Origin of the sequence: Rummeliibacillus stabekisii, assembly GCF_007988965.1 — a bacterium.
In the GTDB taxonomy this organism is placed as follows: Bacteria; Bacillota; Bacilli; order Bacillales_A; family Planococcaceae; genus Rummeliibacillus; species Rummeliibacillus stabekisii.
The window spans coordinates 35,943-53,278 of the sequence record NZ_BJVD01000008.1; the positions used below are offsets into that span (position 1 = coordinate 35,943).

19 protein-coding genes and 1 riboswitch are annotated in these 17,336 nt (G+C 38.5%); of the genes, 7 read left to right on the plus strand and 12 right to left on the minus strand.

Translation table 11 applies throughout. From position 1 onward, the window contains the following. Window positions 1-83: 83 nt before the first annotated feature. From RST01_RS12335 to mreBH, 3 genes are all read left to right on the plus strand, one after another. On the plus strand, window positions 84-1,316 hold the full coding sequence (locus RST01_RS12335) for an aminopeptidase (RefSeq protein ID WP_147197216.1): 1,233 nt from the start codon (window positions 84-86) through the stop codon (window positions 1,314-1,316). A 294-nt stretch (window positions 1,317-1,610) separates the two neighbouring features. After that, window positions 1,611-1,751 (plus strand): hypothetical protein, encoded by a 141-nt coding sequence (locus RST01_RS16050; RefSeq protein ID WP_158512599.1) that lies wholly within the window; start codon window positions 1,611-1,613, stop codon window positions 1,749-1,751. A gap of 248 nt (window positions 1,752-1,999) precedes the next feature. After that, complete coding sequence (gene mreBH / locus RST01_RS12340) at window positions 2,000-2,998, plus strand: rod-share determining protein MreBH (protein ID WP_066789759.1); 999 nt, start codon at window positions 2,000-2,002, stop codon at window positions 2,996-2,998. Between the two features lie 158 nt (window positions 2,999-3,156). On the opposite strand, the gene RST01_RS12345 is transcribed toward mreBH, so the two are convergent. Further along, entirely contained in the window at window positions 3,157-3,702 is a 546-nt protein-coding gene (locus RST01_RS12345; protein ID WP_147197218.1) for a GNAT family N-acetyltransferase, read from the minus strand. A gap of 314 nt (window positions 3,703-4,016) precedes the next feature. On the opposite strand from RST01_RS12345, the gene RST01_RS12350 reads away from it, so the two are divergent. Then, complete coding sequence (locus RST01_RS12350) at window positions 4,017-4,745, plus strand: TspO-related membrane protein (RefSeq protein WP_244946717.1); 729 nt, start codon at window positions 4,017-4,019, stop codon at window positions 4,743-4,745. Window positions 4,746-4,763: 18 nt separating this feature from the next. Here the strand turns inward: RST01_RS12350 and map are convergent, their stop codons facing one another. Beyond that, window positions 4,764-5,516: a type I methionyl aminopeptidase gene (gene map / locus RST01_RS12355; RefSeq protein ID WP_147197220.1), complete on the minus strand. Its 753-nt coding sequence runs from the start codon at window positions 5,514-5,516 to the stop codon at window positions 4,764-4,766. A 183-nt stretch (window positions 5,517-5,699) separates the two neighbouring features. After that, window positions 5,700-6,212 carry a DUF2179 domain-containing protein gene (locus RST01_RS12360; protein ID WP_147197348.1) on the minus strand — a complete coding sequence of 171 codons (513 nt, stop codon included), beginning with the start codon at window positions 6,210-6,212 and terminating at the stop codon, window positions 5,700-5,702. 240 nt (window positions 6,213-6,452) lie between these two features. On the opposite strand from RST01_RS12360, the gene RST01_RS12365 reads away from it, so the two are divergent. Continuing rightward, window positions 6,453-7,163, plus strand: coding sequence for a nucleotidyltransferase domain-containing protein (locus RST01_RS12365; protein ID WP_147197222.1), 711 nt, complete (start codon window positions 6,453-6,455; stop codon window positions 7,161-7,163). Between the two features lie 79 nt (window positions 7,164-7,242). On the opposite strand, the gene thiT is transcribed toward RST01_RS12365, so the two are convergent. Beyond that, a complete protein-coding gene (thiT, locus tag RST01_RS12370) occupies window positions 7,243-7,806 on the minus strand; it encodes an energy-coupled thiamine transporter ThiT (protein WP_147197224.1) in 564 nt (187 codons plus the stop codon). A 124-nt stretch (window positions 7,807-7,930) separates the two neighbouring features. After that, a riboswitch (TPP riboswitch) is annotated at window positions 7,931-8,037 on the minus strand. 126 nt (window positions 8,038-8,163) lie between these two features. Between thiT and RST01_RS12375 the strand changes: the two genes are divergently transcribed. Continuing rightward, window positions 8,164-8,541 carry a magnetosome magnetite crystal formation protein family gene (locus RST01_RS12375; RefSeq protein WP_066789768.1) on the plus strand — a complete coding sequence of 126 codons (378 nt, stop codon included), beginning with the start codon at window positions 8,164-8,166 and terminating at the stop codon, window positions 8,539-8,541. A gap of 64 nt (window positions 8,542-8,605) precedes the next feature. Then, window positions 8,606-8,716 carry a small protein YxzF gene (gene yxzF, locus RST01_RS16360; protein WP_490722674.1) on the plus strand — a complete coding sequence of 37 codons (111 nt, stop codon included), beginning with the start codon at window positions 8,606-8,608 and terminating at the stop codon, window positions 8,714-8,716. Window positions 8,717-8,810: 94 nt separating this feature from the next. Here yxzF and RST01_RS12380 read toward each other — a convergent pair whose 3' ends face one another. From RST01_RS12380 to RST01_RS12415, 8 genes are all read right to left on the minus strand, one after another. After that, on the minus strand, window positions 8,811-10,040 hold the full coding sequence (locus tag RST01_RS12380; protein ID WP_147197226.1) for an aminopeptidase: 1,230 nt from the start codon (window positions 10,038-10,040) through the stop codon (window positions 8,811-8,813). Window position 10,041: 1 nt separating this feature from the next. Next, window positions 10,042-11,274: a DEAD/DEAH box helicase gene (locus RST01_RS12385; RefSeq protein WP_147197228.1), complete on the minus strand. Its 1,233-nt coding sequence runs from the start codon at window positions 11,272-11,274 to the stop codon at window positions 10,042-10,044. 89 nt (window positions 11,275-11,363) lie between these two features. After that, window positions 11,364-12,065, minus strand: a complete 702-nt coding sequence (gene cuyB, locus RST01_RS12390; RefSeq protein ID WP_147197229.1) for a cysteate racemase — start codon at window positions 12,063-12,065, stop codon at window positions 11,364-11,366. 3 nt (window positions 12,066-12,068) lie between these two features. Then, on the minus strand, window positions 12,069-13,241 hold the full coding sequence (locus tag RST01_RS12395) for a carboxylate--amine ligase (protein WP_066791933.1): 1,173 nt from the start codon (window positions 13,239-13,241) through the stop codon (window positions 12,069-12,071). Window positions 13,242-13,370: 129 nt separating this feature from the next. Next, entirely contained in the window at window positions 13,371-14,366 is a 996-nt protein-coding gene (locus RST01_RS12400) for a C39 family peptidase (RefSeq protein WP_184117572.1), read from the minus strand. A 156-nt stretch (window positions 14,367-14,522) separates the two neighbouring features. Beyond that, window positions 14,523-16,349 (minus strand): asparagine synthase (glutamine-hydrolyzing), encoded by a 1,827-nt coding sequence (gene asnB, locus RST01_RS12405; protein WP_066789777.1) that lies wholly within the window; start codon window positions 16,347-16,349, stop codon window positions 14,523-14,525. A gap of 149 nt (window positions 16,350-16,498) precedes the next feature. Continuing rightward, window positions 16,499-16,651 carry a Fur-regulated basic protein FbpA gene (locus tag RST01_RS12410; protein WP_084246948.1) on the minus strand — a complete coding sequence of 51 codons (153 nt, stop codon included), beginning with the start codon at window positions 16,649-16,651 and terminating at the stop codon, window positions 16,499-16,501. Window positions 16,652-16,707: 56 nt separating this feature from the next. Continuing rightward, window positions 16,708-17,313 carry a VanZ family protein gene (locus RST01_RS12415; RefSeq protein ID WP_244946718.1) on the minus strand — a complete coding sequence of 202 codons (606 nt, stop codon included), beginning with the start codon at window positions 17,311-17,313 and terminating at the stop codon, window positions 16,708-16,710. Window positions 17,314-17,336 lie beyond the last annotated feature (23 nt).

The following is a 17,336-nucleotide window of genomic DNA, read 5'->3' on the forward strand; positions in this document are numbered from 1 at the left end:
TCAAACTATGTTGGCATAGAAGTATCTAGGGATGCTTTCTATTCCACTGATTTGTAAATGAGCAATTTTGGAGGAGATCTTTTATGAAAACGTTTCAAGAGAAGTTAGATAGTTATGCCGAATTGGCAGTAAAGGTGGGGGTGAACCTTCAACCGAGCCAATATCTGTTTATCCAAGCATCAATTGACCAAGCTGAGTTTGTTCGATTAGTCGTGAAGAAGGCTTACGAAGCAGAGGCAAAAGAAGTCTTTGTCCACTATTCAGATGATTTGCTGACACGCATGCATTATGACATGGCACCAGAGGATGCCTTTGGTTTCTTTGCCCCTTGGCACGCAGAAGAGAAAAACTGGTTAGCTGACCATGGTGCAGCATTTATGACCATCAAATCACAAAGCCCTGATCTTTTAAAAGGTGTTGACCCTAAAAAAATCGCACTTCAACAAAAGGCGGCAGGTCAGGCATTGCAGCACTTCCGCCAAGCTTCCCAATCTAATAAAATCAGTTGGAACATTATAGGTACGCCTTCTAAAGAATGGGCTGCAAAGGTTTTTCCTGAGCTAGAGGAAGATAAACAAGTACCAGCCCTATGGGAGGCTATCTTTAAAACAGTCCGCGCTGACTTAGACAATCCGCTTGAAGCTTGGGAAGCTCATGATGAAGTATTACATGAAAAAGTAAAACATCTAAACGGTAAAAAATATCAAAAACTTCACTACACTGCCCCAGGTACAGATTTAACGATCGAATTGCCGAAGGGACATGTGTGGAGTGGTGGCGGAAGCAAAAATCAAAATGGCAAACCTTTCATGGCCAATATTCCGACAGAGGAAGTGTTCACTGCGCCTCATAAAGATGGTGTTAATGGCTACATCACATGCACAAAGCCACTTAGCTACGCAGGCACAATTATCGATCATTTTACCTTAACATTTGAAAATGGAAGAATTGTGGATGTAAAAGCAGAAGAAGGCGAAGATGTCTTAAAAAATCTAGTTGAAACAGATGAGGGTTCACATTATCTAGGTGAAGTAGCTCTTGTTCCGCATGATTCGCCAATCTCCAACTCCGGTTTACTGTTCTATAATACGCTATTCGACGAAAATGCTTCTAACCATCTAGCAATCGGTAGCGCATATGCATTCTGTATTGAAAATGGCACAACAATGACTGCTGCAGAACTCGAAAAACACGGTATAAACCAAAGCATTATGCATGTTGATTTTATGGTTGGCTCCAAAGATATGGACATTGAAGGCATTACAGAAGATGGACGTTCAGAAGCTGTCTTCCGCAATGGAAACTGGGCATTCTAAGCTCCCCATAAATAACCAATTTATTTTCACGTAAAAGTGGTATAATAATAGTGTTCTATTAATCTTATAGAAACCTGTTTTAACCTTATAATTCAAGAAAAAATCATGTATACTATTTATATAAAGTGAAACTACAGTTAGTAGGTTATTTCCTACTAATTGTTAGTTTTACCAATCGGGCAGTTACGGGCAATAAACCCCAGTCTAAACTTCCCGTTTGCACTTACTTTCGTTTTGGGGTTTACCATCCGCTAATGCGGAATAAAATTATTTAATACATGGAGGGCTATGATAATGGCAACTTTTATGGTTACTGTATTAGGCGTATTCTTCGCAATTATGGGCACTGGCGCTATTCTTGTTCACTTTTTGCGTGATGGGCTTAATTCTTCAACTTCTCATATTATCGATCCAAAACCAGAAACTAAGTTCTAATAAAAAGGAGCAGCCTGTAATCTAGTAGGCTGCTCTTTTTATTTCACAATCTATTAACATTTTCATCACAATTTCACTTTTATTTGTATCTTTAGTTCCTTTAAACTACCATTTATTGGGTTTATATATCAACCTTCTATCTATCTACCTCTGTAATGATTGTTACATACCATAATATAACATGCTGAACCCTCTAAAAATATCATATACTTATAGAACCTAAGGTTATTCGAGGAGGAATTGTACGCATGTTTTCGCCAACAACTATTGGAATCGATTTGGGCACTGCCAATACATTAATATATACAAAAAATAAAGGAATTATCATAAATGAACCTTCTGTCGTAGCTTATAATGTGAATACAAACCAAGTGATAGCGACAGGTACTGAAGCAAAGGAAATGGTCGGCAAAACGCCGATAGCTATTCAGGCAGTTCGTCCTCTAAAAGACGGTGTGATCGCTGACTTTGATATGACTACTGCTTTAATCAAGTCAATGATGGAAAAGGCTGCAAAAGTAATGGGCTCTTCTCTACGCAAACCAAACGTTGTGGTTTGTACTCCCGCAGGAGCAACATCCGTTGAAAGACTGGCGATTCAAGATGCGGTAAGACAATGCGGCGCTAAGGAAGTATTTTTAATTGAAGAATCTGTGGCAGCTGCTATAGGTGCTGATCTTCCTGTAAGCGATCCGATTGCGAGCGTTATTGTAGACATTGGTGGCGGTACAACAGAAGTCGGTATTATATCATTCGGCGGAATTGTAACCTCTAACACATTGAAACTTGGCGGCGACCATATGAATGAAGAAATTATTCAATATGCACGCAAGGAATTCAACGTCCTGATTGGCGAGCCTACTGCTGAAAAGGTAAAACAGGAAATTGGTTACGCGCTGATTGACCATCCTGTCGAAACAATGGAAATCAGAGGACGCGATATCGTTACTGGTTTACCTAAGATTATCTCTGTGAATTCTTATGATATACAAAATTGTTTAAAAGAGAACCTTTTAGCGATATTAGAATTAATTAGTAGGACCCTTGAATGCTGCCCTCCAGAACTATCGGGTGATATTGTAGATCAAGGTGTGATATTGACTGGCGGTGTATCACTGTTAAAAGGTATGACAGAATGGCTTTCAAATGAATTGGATGTACCTGTTCATCTTGCGCCAGAACCTCTTGAATCTGTTGCTGTCGGCACAGGTAGATCGATTGATACCATTCATTTCCTTAAGAAATAATTTACACAAAAACACATGGCGCGCTTTTTATCGAAGCTGCCATGTGTTTTCTTTTATTATTCGACTTATTCCCCGGGAAATAGCACGACATTTTCCTACAATCCCCTCAGTAATTTGCGGGCGTTATTCGACCATTTCCTCCACCGGGCCTTACCCTTTCAATAATCTTCCTCTAAATAAGAATATAAATAATGATCTTCCCATTTCCCATTAATATATAGAAGACTTCGGAGTAATCCTTCTCGGTTAAATTTTGCTTTTTCAAGTACACGGACTGAAGCTATATTTTTAGGAGAAACATAAGCTTCTAAACGATGCAGGCATAAATCATTAAAAGCAAATTTGACAACAAGTGAAAGAGCTTCCGTCACAATTCCTCTGCCAGTATGGGATTCATCCATTGAATAACCCACAAATGCGCTTGAAAATGGCATACGCTTTATCGAATACAAAGAGATATGCCCTACCATTTCCTTGGTTTGTATATCAAATATGCCAAAGCTATACTCACGGTTTAGACGCATTTGCTGAATTGATTCTTGTATTTTTTTTAATTGAACCTTTTCAGTATAATATTCGGGCGGATGCAGTGGTTCATGTACTGACCAATAACGCATATTGCGCGCAACCATATTCGTAAATGGCGTGACATCTGACTCCATTAATACCCGTAGAAAACATCGTTGCCCCTCTATAACAATCATGTTACTTCTCACCCTCTTTTAAAAATCTCTATTGTGTTAGAATCTTTTTCGCAACTTATAAGAGTTATGTACCCCATAATAAGAAATACTGCGCATTTTCACTAAATATGTATCCTTTCCTAAAACTTCCGAATGCTCTCTTTTTTATTTTACTGGAAATTTCACGAAAATGATATTTGTTGTTAAAGCAAAACGAATGTATACTTAAAGATAGTGGTTTTTTGTTATTATTACAGCTCACTTCTATCATTTGTAAAAATATTAGTTTTGGGCATATTGTTATTCTACAGTTTATGTTAAAGGGGGAGATTTTAATGGGCAGGCTACTCATCATTTCGCTTAGCTTTATCGCAATGACCGTTTTTAGCATTATGGCAAATTTGATGCCATTGAACGGTTATACAACAAGTGAAATCTCCAACCGCTATACCGTCCTTTTTAGCCCTGCTGGATATGTTTCTGTAATTAAAATCTTTATTTATATTATTTTAGGTTTGTGGGTTTACCTGCAATGGAAAAAACGGCAGGCACAGCAGAACATAACGGGAGTGCAAACAGCCTTATTTTCTTTCAGTGCTCTATTTAATATTTTATGGCTTTACTTGTGGCATTATGAATATTTCACATGGTCTATTATTGCCATATTGTTGATGGTTTTGTCGTTAATTGGGCTATATTTTACATATCCTAATTGGCAAAATACTTGGAGTGGGAGAATTCCTATTTCTTTATTCCTAGCTTGGGAAAGTATCATTGCATTTATGAATATTGCATTTCTATTTACACATAATCACTGGAATTTCTTAAGTTTAAGCGATCCTTTATGGACAGTTATCGCACTTACTGTTGGCACAGCAGCAGCACTCCATTTGCGATATCACCATGACGACTATGTTTTTCCTATCGTATATATTTGGACATTTATCGGTATAGCATTTAAGAACGGCTTTGATGAATTGCTCGTTTCGACTGCTGCTTTATTTTTAAGTGGCGTCCTGCTCGTTGGAATTTTACTAATTAAAAAAACAAAGCCCTCTGAATAATCAGAAGGGCTTTGTTTTTTAATCTAACTTTGTTGTAATAATAGGCACGCCATTAGTGACAATAATGGTATGTTCATGCTGAGCAACAAGAGATTTGTCTGGCGTTACAAATGTCCAGCCATCACCTGCTTCAACAATATGCTCCGCTTTTTGTGAGATAAATGGTTCTACAGCTAAAACCATACCTTCTTTCAACATTGTACGTTCCCAAGCATCAAAATAGTTAAGAACGTGTTGTGGTTCTTCATGAAGAGAGCGCCCAATTCCATGTCCTGTCAGATTCATGATGACGTTTAAGCCGTGATCACGCGCCTCACGCTCTACTGCTTTGCCGATTTGGTTTAGTTTAGAACCTGCTTTAACTTTCGTCATAGCACGTTCGAATGCACTTGATGCTACATCACAGATTTTTTGGATATCTGCATTATCCACATCTCCTACGATAAACGAAATGCCGGTATCTGCATAATAACCATCCACATGTCCAGACACATCAATGTTAATCAAATCGCCTGCTTTTAATTTATAATTGTTCGGGATGCCGTGTGCTACTTGTTCATTGACGCTTAAGCATGTGTATCCTGGAAAATCATATTCTGCTTTAGGTCCAGAAACCGCACCTTTCTCGTCAAATAGCTTTCCAGCCAAATCATCCAATTCTTTAGTCGTTACGCCTGGCTTGGCCGCTTCTTTTAAAGCCTCACGAATTTCGGCCATAGCACGGCCAGCTTTCATCAAAGCATCTATTTCTTCTTGCGTTTTTGCAATCATGTAAAACGATCCCTTCTGATTAATCTCGCTATTTAACTATACCACAAAATTCTGTGATGAAGTGAAAACCGGCTCAGTGGAGGTTTCTCTATTCCCCCTCATAACCTGCTAACCAAACAGCTACTTAGAATTTGAAAATGCGAGGTAAATTAAGTGTACTTTTCTAAATTAACATATGCGTTTCTATAAAAATAAGTGCTTGCGCTTTAAGAAAAAACCGCCGTTCAAAATGTTCGGCTCATAGGAAACAACAAAAGCAGATGGGGCTATTTTTGTAATGCAATCTCGGAAATACCTTTCCTCTTTTCTCTTGGCAATCACTTTCAAACAGAGACGTTCCCCATCTTTACCATTACCAATCCATGCTGTGACGCCAAAGCCTTCATCCCTCAATTTGCTAACCAACCCCTGCTGTTCTCTGTCAACAATCACATCAAAGATCATATAACCTAGCGCTAGTTTGCTTTCAATGAGACCACCAGAATAAACGCCTAATCCCCATCCTACGCAATAAGCTAATATATTGAGCGGACGGTCTAAATTATCCAGCACAATCTTCAACCCCATCAAATAGATAAAGACCTCAGCTACAGACATCAGTGATGCTACAATTCGATATCCTTTTATCACAAGAATCATCCGCAATGTTACCAGTGTCATATAAACAATATTGATAATAATAATTAGTAAAAGCATCTCCAACAGATTCACCCCGCAATCAATTATTAGTATGTAGATTTATTACAATCCATACCCAGTCATGAAACTAAAAAAACGAATTGAGTTCCGTTACGATTCGCTAGTATTAGCAAACTATATTAAAGAAGATCGGAATAAATACGATAAAATTGTTATAGAATTTTTAGGTAATCAAATCTTATAAACTTTTAGCTTCTGCCGAAGAAGATACCTTAAAACAAGAAGGGTGGAAATTATATGAAGAATAGACTTGATCCACTAGAAGCAGCCTTACAGTTTGTTGAAAAACATTTTCATAATTGTCAGGGAGCTATCTTAGCTGGGAGTGTTGTTCGAGGACAAGCAACTGAAACTTCTGATTTAGATATCATCATATTTGACAAAAGTTTTCCTTTTTCTTATCGTGAATCCCTTATTGAATTTGGATGGAATATTGAACTGTTTGTTCATAATTTGAAGTCTTATCGTTTCTTTTTTGTACGTGATTGTAAAGAAGGAAGGCCTACAATGCCAAGAATGGTAAGTGAGGGCAAAATTTTAAAAGATACAGGAGTATTATCGGCTATTAGAAAGGAAGCCAAAGACTTAATAGAACAAGGGCCAGAAGATTGGACAAAAGAAACAATGGACATAAAGCGATATTTTGTTACGGATGTGTTAGATGATTTAATCGGTTGTCAAAATAGAGCTGAAGGCATTTTTATTGCGAGCACACTCAGCGAATTAGTTAGTGAATTCATCCTTCGAAGTAATGGCAAATGGATTGGTACATCAAAATGGGTTTATCGTTCATTAGTTCATCATGACAAGAAACTTGCAAACGAATTTGTTGAAGCATTCGACGCATATTATAAATCAAATGATATTGGTAAGATTGTATGCCTGACTGATCAAGTCCTTCAACCATTTGGTGGAAGATTATTTGAAGGCTTCTCTTTAGGAAAATAACCTAATAAATAAAAACGCTCAGAATGTATCTGAGCGTTTGTTCATTGTATTGCTAATATCATGTCGAATTCTTAATTCATTAATTTTTCGGGTTAGCTATTCGAGGCGCAGATTTAAACAGCAGCGCAACGACAATAATCGTTAAAATAATAGCAGGAATCATATAAGAGCCGTTGTACACAATAGAGTACCAATATACATTTTGCTTCCCTGCATATTCAGCAAAGAACACGATTCCCGCCAATGTATGTGCTGCATATTTTAATAATCCGCCAATAAATGTTCCAATTGTTATAGCAACGATCATTTTGCCAGTTTGGCCACGTCGGTTGGCAGCAATCATCATGCCTCGCATCACACCAGCTAAGCCTACAGCTGTAAATGCAAAGAAATAATCGATGAAGCCTTGCAAAGGCGTCAACACATAGGCGCCCCCTATTAACACTTGCAATCCGCCAATTAACAGCCCTGTAACGAGTCCAGCCATTGTCCCCCAACGAAATGCCATAAGTACAATCGGAACCATTACAAGGCTAATAGAACCGCCCTGTGGCCATAGACTAAAGGACAGCTTATCCAGTACAAATCCGATCGCTGCAAATATGGCGATTTCAATCATCATTAATAAACGTTTCTTATTCAATATACTTCCTCCCGTATTTCGATGCAGCCCACTCTTGCCTAAAGCGTATTCCCGTAAACAAGTATTCCAGAAGATTTCCACCCAAATAAAAAACGACATTAGGATAGCCCTAACATCGAAATAAGTCGGTCTCTATCCACATTCCTACGCAAGCATTAACTTACAGGTTCAAAGGGTTAGAATTTCGGATTCACTCTCAGCCGCCCATTTGCGGCTCCCCTCGTGGTCGATACATCAGTATTTAATTGAACACATTTATTGTACTTGATTTGATTTTAAATTGCCATGGTAATTTTCATCTTTCTGAATCTTTCAGTGAGCCCTGTGCGTATGTATAGATATATGGAGGTGTCAAAATTGGAATTGGAAAACAATAATAACCGTGTAATCTCTTCTTTGTGTTATTTTAGTATATTTTTTGCTGGATTTATCTTGCCCGTCATCGTGTATTTTGCTGTAAAGGAACAAGAAGTGAAAAGGCATGCTAAGCGCGCCTTACTCTCTCACCTTCTTCTTCTGGTCCCTACCATTATTGGCGTTATTATATTTATGGCCGTGGTGGCTGGAGCCGGTTTTTACAGTTATTCATTTGAAACAGGGAGCCCAGATGCCTCGTCCAATGATGGTATGTGGATTATGGGAGCATGGCTCATCTTTATTGTTGTAGAAGCTATCCTTTCGCTAGGCGTGTTCATTTGGAATATTGTACAAGGAATTAAAGTACTCAAAGTTTAAAATACTGTTAATATGGCTATTAGTTAAATATACACAAGCTCATCAATGAATGGAGTGCTACTATATGCAATTACGAAAAGTAATAAAAACTGTAATCAAAATCGCACCAGTTGTTTATCCAATCATCTTAAAAGTGATTGATGCAAGACATGATAAAAAAGCAATGAAAAAATAATCACTAAAAACGCCGTATTTCCTATGGAATACGGCGTTTTTTTATATGAACTTTAAGCTGAGATTAAAAGGTATAGCAACCTACGCAAGTCTACTTAAAATGCCCAGCTGCCATTGCGGAAAATAGGTTCAACTGTACCGTCTGCTAGAACGCCGTCGATATCCATTTCTCCGCTACCAATCATGAAATCTTCATGAGTAATTGATGTATTAATACCTTTTTCCTCAAGCTCCTCTTTTGTCAGGCTGCTTCCACCTTCATAGCATGTCGGATAAGCTTCGCCAATTGCCAGGTGGTTAGAGGCATTTTCATCGAAAAGCGTATTGTAGTAAAGAATATTTGATGCAGAGATAGGCGACTCATGTGGTACAAGAGCAACTTCGCCAAGGTACTTAGAACCTTCATCCGCTTTGACTAATTCTTGCAGCAAATCATGACCAACCTCTGCTTCAGCTTTTACAATCTTTCCACCTTCGAATGTCAACTTAAATTGATCGATAACATTGCCTTGGAAAACAAGCGGTTTTGTATTCGATACAAAGCCATTTACCCCGTATTTTGATGGCATTGTGTACACTTCTTCTGTTGGCATATTTGCTACAAACGAAGAACCAGCAGGTGTATGGCTCCCACCTGTGCACCAAATATGCTTATCTGGCAATTCAATTGTTAAATCAGTACCAGGCGCTTTATAATGCAGCTTTTGATAACGTTTTGCGTTTAAAAGATCTGCTCTCGCATCTAGGTTTTTCAAATGTTGTTCCCAGTTGTCTACAGCATTTCCTTCACCAATATGAACCGTTTTGAAGATCGCTTCCCATAATGCTGGCAGCTGCTCTTCTTCTTTTAAATCAGAGAATACTTTTGCAGCCCATTTCTTCGATGGTACAGCAATAATAGACCACGCAATCTTGTCGTTCATCACTGCATCGCGATAGTTTTCAAGCGCTTTGCCTGATGCTTTTTGCTGTGCGGATAGTTTTTCAACTGGCACTCCCGTAAGGTTATCCGGATCTTGCGCATCAATCCACAAAAGAGCACCCCCGCGCTCAATCAACTCATCTCGTTGTTCACTAATCCAGCGTGGAAATTTAGCAAATTCATCAGCTGGTGCATTGTCGTAAAAAGCACGGTCAATCACATCATCTGAAAAATTAACCGTTACGCGTGCAGCCCCTGCTTCATACGCTTTTTTTGCCACTAATCTTGTAAATTCAACTGTCTCTGTAGTTGTATTTATTAACATGGTTTGACCTTTTTGGATATTTGCGCCTACTCTTACTGCAAGCTCAGCAAATTGTTCTAGCTTCTCTTCAAACGTCATATTATTTCCCTCTTTTCTTTGCGTGATAAGGTTTCTTCCCATCGCCCTTGTTTTTTCTGTTTGCATTTGTACCATTCGTTGAATAGCGTTTATTCCCTTTGTTAGGTTTGGCTTCTGCCTTACCCTCTTTTAATTGGCCATTTGCCCAATTTTTCTCAACTGGCTCAATTTCTAATTCTCTCATGCGTTTTAGATATGCCTGTTCTTCATGATGTGCAAGTAATGTAAGTACTTCCCCGCTATTGCCAGCTCTTCCTGTTCTGCCTGAACGGTGGATATACTGCTCTTTTGTGAATGGCACGTTGACATGAATAACATGTGTTAGCCCCTCTATATCTAAGCCCCTTGCGGCAATATCTGTAGCGAGAAGGACGCGCGCGTCACCTTTGCGGAAACGTTCAATCGCTGATTTTCTTTCCTCTTTTTTCATCTCAGAATGCAAGGCTACAATCGGCGCATTGCGAAAACCTAGCTTTGATTCTTTCATCATCACTTGGTCTAAGTTATTGATAAAAGCTAGTCCACGCAGCCCTGAAAGGTTTGACAGTTTTCGCAATAGTTCTGTCTTATCTCGTTCCTCTATTTTTATGAAGGAATGTTCGACCTTACCGCTTGCTGGAACCTCTGTTGCTGCTATTTTAATGCGTACCGGATCATGAAGCATTCTATTCGCCACAAGCTCAATTTCTTCTGTTACCGTTGCAGACACCACAGCTACTTGTCTGCCATGAGCTGCTCCATCTATAAAGCCTTTTACGATAACACGATAATCCCGACTTAATAGTTGGTCCCCTTCATCTAAAACAATCATGTTAATTTCATGCAATTTTAGTTTTTTGCTTGTAATAAGTTCATTTAAACGTCCTGGCGTTCCTACAACTATCGTTGGCTTTTTCTTTAGCTTTTCAATTTGGCGTTGTGGATTTGCACCGCCAATCAAAGGGACTACAGTAATATTTGTGCCAGCAATCCATGTACGGATCACCTCTACGATTTGCATGCACAACTCTTGCGATGGAGCTACAATAAGGGCTTGAGTTGCCTTTTTAGCACCATCTACCTTTTGTAAAATCGGCAACAGATACGCTAACGTTTTACCTGTTCCTGTAGGAGACTCAGCTACTACATCTTTCCCCTCCAAAAATGCTTCTACCATCTGCTCTTGAATGGGCATTGTAGATGGAAACTTCCATTTTTGCTGCAAATCTTCATTTAATAAATCTAAAAATGCCATAATGCCTGCACCTTCTTTCTTTTTCTAATGTATGTAACGCCCGCCTCTTATGTAGACGGGCCCTTTAAATTCCTGAGAAAAGTTTTATACTAATCCGCTAACTCATAACCGCAGCTTTCGATTGCACGCTCTGCAAGCACGACAAGCGCATCGATATATCGATTATCAAGCGCTAAAGAACGGTTTACAACTGACAGCTCCGTACATCCTAGAATGATATAATCACAAGCTGCTTTCTTCATCTCATCCTCGATTGACTGCCAAACTGCTTTTGATATCATTTTGCCCGCCTTCACATGATCGTAGATAATAGACATCAAGCGCTCTTGCAATTTTTCATCTGGAACAACCGGTTCAAGACCTTCTTGGACTAAAGCTTCTTGATATAAGTTCGACGAAAGTGTTCCTGTTGTAGCAAGTATCCCCACACGTTTTGCTTGAAGCTGCTTTGCCTTTTTAGCTGTCTCCCGAATCATATGCAAAATCGGTATCTTTGTTTCCTTTTGCAATTCATCGTAAAAGTAGTGGGCTGTATTGCAAGGAATAACAATTCGTTCCGCTCCAGCATTCACTAGTTTTTTTGCATCTTCCGCCATAAAAGGAAGCGGGCTAGCCTGTGTCTGATCAAGGATAAATGCTGTCCGGTCTGGAATGCGCGTATCATTATCGATAATAAAGTGCATATGCTCTTGGTCGCTAAACGCCTTTGTTCTTCTTACAATGGTTTCTCCGAGTAGCATCGTTGCAAGCGGCCCAACCCCGCCAATAATCCCCAGTACTAACTTGTCCATTTCTTATGACAAACCTTTTTTGTTAAAGTATTTTTTGTACTTGCGATAATAATTCAGACTGTTCAACGTTAGTTTGATCCAACGTTTCCAGTTCATGTCCTCTTTGTAGAACAGCGAGTTGGTTGATTTGCCCTCTTGGATTAGCTTACGCGCTTTTGCTTTAAGCTCTTTATTTTCTGCATATTTGAACAGTACGCCATTTGGAATAATGGTCCAAAGATGCTCATTTTGCGCATATGTGCACTCTTGTTCAAGATGCAGCATTCGGTCATCTGCTACATATTGCATTAAGTTGTAGCCAGCAGCAGTCACATAGTAGCTGCTTCGTCCGTTACGTAAATTGATTTCAAATAATTTATACTTGCCGTCACGTTCATCATACTTCATATCAAAGTTGGCGATACCAGTAAAGCCGATATCCTCTAAGAAATAACGCACTTGGTCAAGAAGCTCTTTATCATATGTCGAAATGATTGCTGCATAGCTTCCAATTCCTTCTGGTGTATGCTCTTCTAAAATTGGATTTCCTAAACACATTAATTTTACTTTGCCGTCTGTTGCAACATAAGCATTTAAAACACGCATATAGGAATCATCACCTGGAATGTATTCTTGGATGATTAAATGATCTTTATACGACGAACTGTATATCGCTTTTAAAATCGCATCTTTTTCCGCTTCATCCTGTGCTAAGAATACTTTCTTTTTGCCCGGGAATTCGCAAGCCCAATATGCGACTGAGTTTGATGCCTTGATAATAATGGGGTAGTTGAATTTCACTTCAAAGTTTTCATGCGTTTCATATGTGCATGTGTCTGTTTTCGGATAACTAAATTGATATTGATCGCATATTTTATAAAAGTTTTCTTTTAACAAAATACGGTCCATCAACGCTTCATCAATATATGGAACGGTAAAATGCTCCTCTAGGGCAGGTTTATTTTTAATAATAAGTTTGACATAGTCATCGCCGCATCCCATAAGAAGCAATTTTTGGTCTCTATATTCTTTTGCAATTTTCTTCATCTCTTCTAGGAAGTTCTCTTTTAGATTGGGAACTTGTCTGAAATGGAGTATACGGCTATTTTGTGTTGCTGTTAAATGTGCTCGGCCGACCACAATGGGCTTAATGCCGTATGCTTCATAGAATGAGCGAGCCATGCCATAGGCGTTCATATCTGAGCCGATTAATATAGGTAAAAATGGTTGTTTTGCCAACGCTGATCATCTCACTTAATTTCTTATTTTAATGCCATTAGTGTACCATATTTTCATTTATATCACGAATATACGAATAGATTTGCTTTAGTGTTTCTTAAGAGCTATTGCTTGCTTGCCTAAGTCTTTATAACTCGCAAAAAACTTGGACGCGGAATGTGATACATAACCGTGCAATGGATCCATTACAATGACCTTTCCATCATCGTAACCTGTAAGCACCACAACATGCAGATTACGGTACATGGACATTTTTTTCATGGTTCCCTCGATATACCAGCCTTCCTTTGTTTGTGGCTTAGTTAAATCGAGTGTTACCCACATCATGACAGGGATGCCCTGTTTGACAGTACCAATAATCTTCTGCTTGCTTGCGCCTGTGAGGTTTTGTACCTGAATATCTGCATGATAATCCTTTGATACTTTCTTCGCTGCTTTTTCAATTACTTTAGCAAACACATAGGTACCTGTATTCACATTAGCTGGATCACCAGCATATGCTTTTGCCGGGTCTGGGCCTATTCGTTTGCCGTCACGATTAATTAATGGCTGTGTAGGCAAGTAATTGCGAGCCATCTTAATTTTAGACAAGTTTAAACCATAATAATTGAATGCTGCGGTCATTGCAGTTATTTCACAACCGTGGGGAAGCTCAGGTTTTTGCAGAACAACAGGCACGTCCATTGCTTTATCTTCTTGATTGTAGGTTTCCAGTACCACATAAGTTGTATCATCTTTAATCTTAATCACTTTCGAGACATTCGCTGTTTCTTCGTTCTTAAAATCCTCATGTGAGGGGATGAACAAATACCTGCGATTCCTCTCCAAATGTAACGTCAATTCGCCTTCACTGTTCCCAATTGCAGTGGTAATTAATTTGTCTGTATCTAAGTCACGGACGATTACCTTTGTATTGGGTATGGGTTCTCTGCTCCCAAAGGCGACGGTCAACACTTTTATGCCCTCATCCTGCTCTCCCTCTTTTGCTGGAAATACACTGCTGCAACCGCTTAGATAAACGGAAAAAAGCAATATAAAGCAAAAGAGGAGCACATGCCGAGGCATTATACTTCTCTTTAACATGCATAACATCCTTTTATATCCCGGATAACAGGCATCAGGGACCGACCCCTACCATTTAAGCTAATGATAAGGGTCGGTGAATTGTTGCCTGTATGCCCAACTGGAACACTCAATCAGGTACACTGATTAGATTGCAATTTATAGGGAAAGGGAATATTAGCCAAAATATTTGTTGTACCATACTAGGAACATATAGATTGTCCATACTTTACGTTGGTTTTTCGCTTTTCCTTCGTAATGGTCTGTTAATAATTGAACGATTGCTTGTTGATCAAAGAATTGTGCTGCAACTGGCGATTCAAAAGCCTCTTTAATTTTGTTGAAGTATTTGTCTTCTTGTAGCCAAAGTCTGATAGGCACAGGGAACCCGATTTTTTTGCGGTTTGCCCATTCTGATGGTAATGCACGTTCTGAAGCTTTACGGAAAGCAAATTTTGTATCTTGTTCATTGACACGATAGCGTGATGGCACTTTAGATGCTACTTTCATAACTTCACGGTCAAGGAATGGTACACGCAATTCAATAGAATGCGCCATACTCATTTTATCTGCTTTCAATAAAATGTCGTCTACTAACCATAAATTCAAATCTAGCAATTGTTTTTTCGTTAAATCATCTTCACCTGCAGCTTTTTTATAAACAGGCATTACTAAGTCTTCTACAGTAGGCGCATGATTGTAACGATCTGCCAATATCTCAGTCGCTTCTTTTTCTTCAAAGATATGCGCTTGTCCAATAAATGTTTGCTCTACTGGTAGACCTCCGCGCATTAAGAAGTGTTTGCCTCTAAGTTCAGGCAAAACTTTAGCTACTTCTGCAATTGGACGACGAATTAATTGAGGTATTTTTTTATATTTACGCATAGAAGGTGTTTCATCATACTCTGCATAACCACCGAATAATTCATCTGCACCTTCCCCAGACAATACAACTGTCACGTGTTTACGTGCTAATTCTGCTAAGAAATAAAGTGGAACGATAGAGGGATTAGAATGTGGTTCATCCATCATATATTGAATTTCATCTAATTTATTGAAGCAAACTTCAGGATCAAGTACTTCATTAATATTTTCGATACCTAATTCAGTTGATAATTCTTTTGCATTATCAATTTCAGAAAAGTTTTGTGCACTGAAACCAACTGAGAAAGTTTTATCCGGTTTTAATACAGAAGCTACATAGCTTGAGTCAACACCAGATGATAAGAATGAACCCACTTGAACATTTGGATCTGAAAATTCATGTGCTTTAATAGAGTCGCGGACAGTGTCATCGATCTCATCGACAATCTCATCAAGAGGACGTTCTTCCGGATGGAATTTTGGTTCCCAATAACGTGTCACTTCTAACTTGCCATCTTCAAAAGTCAAATAATGAGCTGCTGGCAATTTGAATACACCTTTAAAGAAAGTTTCATTCAATACAGGGAATTGGAATGTTAAATAAGGTTTTAATGCTTTTTCATTCAATGTTTTCTCAAAATGCGGATGAGGCAAGAAACTCTTAATTTCAGAGCCAAATAATAGCGTTCCATTCATATGTGCATAATAGAAAGGTTTAATACCGAACATATCACGTGCAGCGAATAAGCGCTTTTTATTGCGATCCCAGATCACAAAAGCAAACATACCACGTAGCTTTTGGACAAGCTTAGGGCCGTATTCTTCATACCCATGGATCAATACTTCACTATCTGTATCCGTTTTAAACGTATGACCACAAGCAAGAAGATCTTCTCTAATTTCCTGGAAGTTATAGATTTCACCATTAAAAATTAATACTAATGATTGGTCTTCATTATAAAGCGGTTGGCTGCCGTGCTCTACATCAATAATACTAAGACGACGGAATCCAAGAGCTGCTAGTCCATCTGTAAAGTCTCCCGCTGAATCCGGGCCGCGGTGTATAATTTGGTTCATCATATTTTCTAGTACAAGGCCAGGGTTTGAAACCTCACCGATAAATCCTGTAAATCCACACATATTTAATATCTCCTATCTATATCAATTCACTTTAATTCATGTTTTAGCCAATGTCATTGACAACTTTCGACATCTCTTGATTATACTCTATTTTTCCATTTATATGTACCCTTACATACCGAAAAAGATTGCCACTGAGTAGCAATCCGTTAATTTGTCCGTTTTTTATATTCTTTCTTCAAAACTTCCAATGAAACTTGGTAAAGTTGCAGATCTTGCAGCTTGAATACACCAAGCTTCATTAGGTTATCTATTAGATCATCTTTTTTTTGTTCTTCTTCGATTGTTGATTGCTTATTCATGCTGTATCTCCTCTTAACATTAATGCCATTTAAACTTTCCCCATCTTGAAGTTTATTTAAACTCTTCTTTTGAATTTTTCTTTCAGCCAAGGCATTCTTTTAACTAGTTGGTGATAAACCAGAAAACCCAATAGAGCGCCTAACGTATTAAGCCATAAATCATCAACATCTGTGCTTCGGTACTGGGGAAGTTGCATCGTTTCAATAAAAAGGGATAAACAAAATCCGACGATCAATAAATAGAAGAATTTTTCCATTTTCCGCCATAACATCGGAAGAAGAAATCCAATGGGCATAAAAATAGCGATATTCCCGAGAAAGTTAATAAAAAACGGTTGCCATAAACCTAAATAATGGATGGCGTTATATACATCTGTGAATACACGAAACAAATGGAGATTGATTCCTAAAGAATCGGTATCCGTGATTCGCTTTTCCGCATAGCTAAAGCTAACGCCATTTTTAGGGATTATGGTTTCATAAAACAAGCCCACTAAATAAATCCCAAAAATAATTATTCCTGCTTCACGAAGCGGATTACGTTGAGAGGCCTTTTGTTTTCTTTTCATCCGTAAACGAATGAAAATAACAAAGGGTACAGCAATCATCATAACAATTAGCATATCAAGTGTGTATTGAAGTATATAAGACAACTTCTTCACTCATTTCTCTCTATCTAACAGGA

Coding starts and splice junctions, on each gene's coding strand:
- RST01_RS12380 (WP_147197226.1), bottom strand. CDS start 10,040: ATGACGTTTGAAGAGAAGCTAGAACAATTTGCTGAGCTTGCAGTAAGA.
- RST01_RS12335 (WP_147197216.1), top strand. CDS start 84: ATGAAAACGTTTCAAGAGAAGTTAGATAGTTATGCCGAATTGGCAGTA.
- RST01_RS12395 (WP_066791933.1), bottom strand. CDS start 13,241: ATGAACGCCTATGGCATGGCTCGCTCATTCTATGAAGCATACGGCATT.
- RST01_RS16050 (WP_158512599.1), top strand. CDS start 1,611: ATGGCAACTTTTATGGTTACTGTATTAGGCGTATTCTTCGCAATTATG.
- RST01_RS12365 (WP_147197222.1), top strand. CDS start 6,453: ATGAAGAATAGACTTGATCCACTAGAAGCAGCCTTACAGTTTGTTGAA.
- RST01_RS12400 (WP_184117572.1), bottom strand. CDS start 14,366: ATGTTAAAGAGAAGTATAATGCCTCGGCATGTGCTCCTCTTTTGCTTT.
- map (WP_147197220.1), bottom strand. CDS start 5,516: ATGATTGCAAAAACGCAAGAAGAAATAGATGCTTTGATGAAAGCTGGC.
- RST01_RS12360 (WP_147197348.1), bottom strand. CDS start 6,212: ATGCTTTTACTAATTATTATTATCAATATTGTTTATATGACACTGGTA.
- asnB (WP_066789777.1), bottom strand. CDS start 16,349: ATGTGTGGATTTACAGGATTTATCGGTGAGGTTTCAAACCCTGGCCTT.
- RST01_RS12345 (WP_147197218.1), bottom strand. CDS start 3,702: ATGATTGTTATAGAGGGGCAACGATGTTTTCTACGGGTATTAATGGAG.
- yxzF (WP_490722674.1), top strand. CDS start 8,606: ATGCAATTACGAAAAGTAATAAAAACTGTAATCAAAATCGCACCAGTT.
- RST01_RS12385 (WP_147197228.1), bottom strand. CDS start 11,274: ATGGCATTTTTAGATTTATTAAATGAAGATTTGCAGCAAAAATGGAAG.
- cuyB (WP_147197229.1), bottom strand. CDS start 12,065: ATGGACAAGTTAGTACTGGGGATTATTGGCGGGGTTGGGCCGCTTGCA.
- RST01_RS12350 (WP_244946717.1), top strand. CDS start 4,017: ATGGGCAGGCTACTCATCATTTCGCTTAGCTTTATCGCAATGACCGTT.
- RST01_RS12410 (WP_084246948.1), bottom strand. CDS start 16,651: ATGAATAAGCAATCAACAATCGAAGAAGAACAAAAAAAAGATGATCTA.
- mreBH (WP_066789759.1), top strand. CDS start 2,000: ATGTTTTCGCCAACAACTATTGGAATCGATTTGGGCACTGCCAATACA.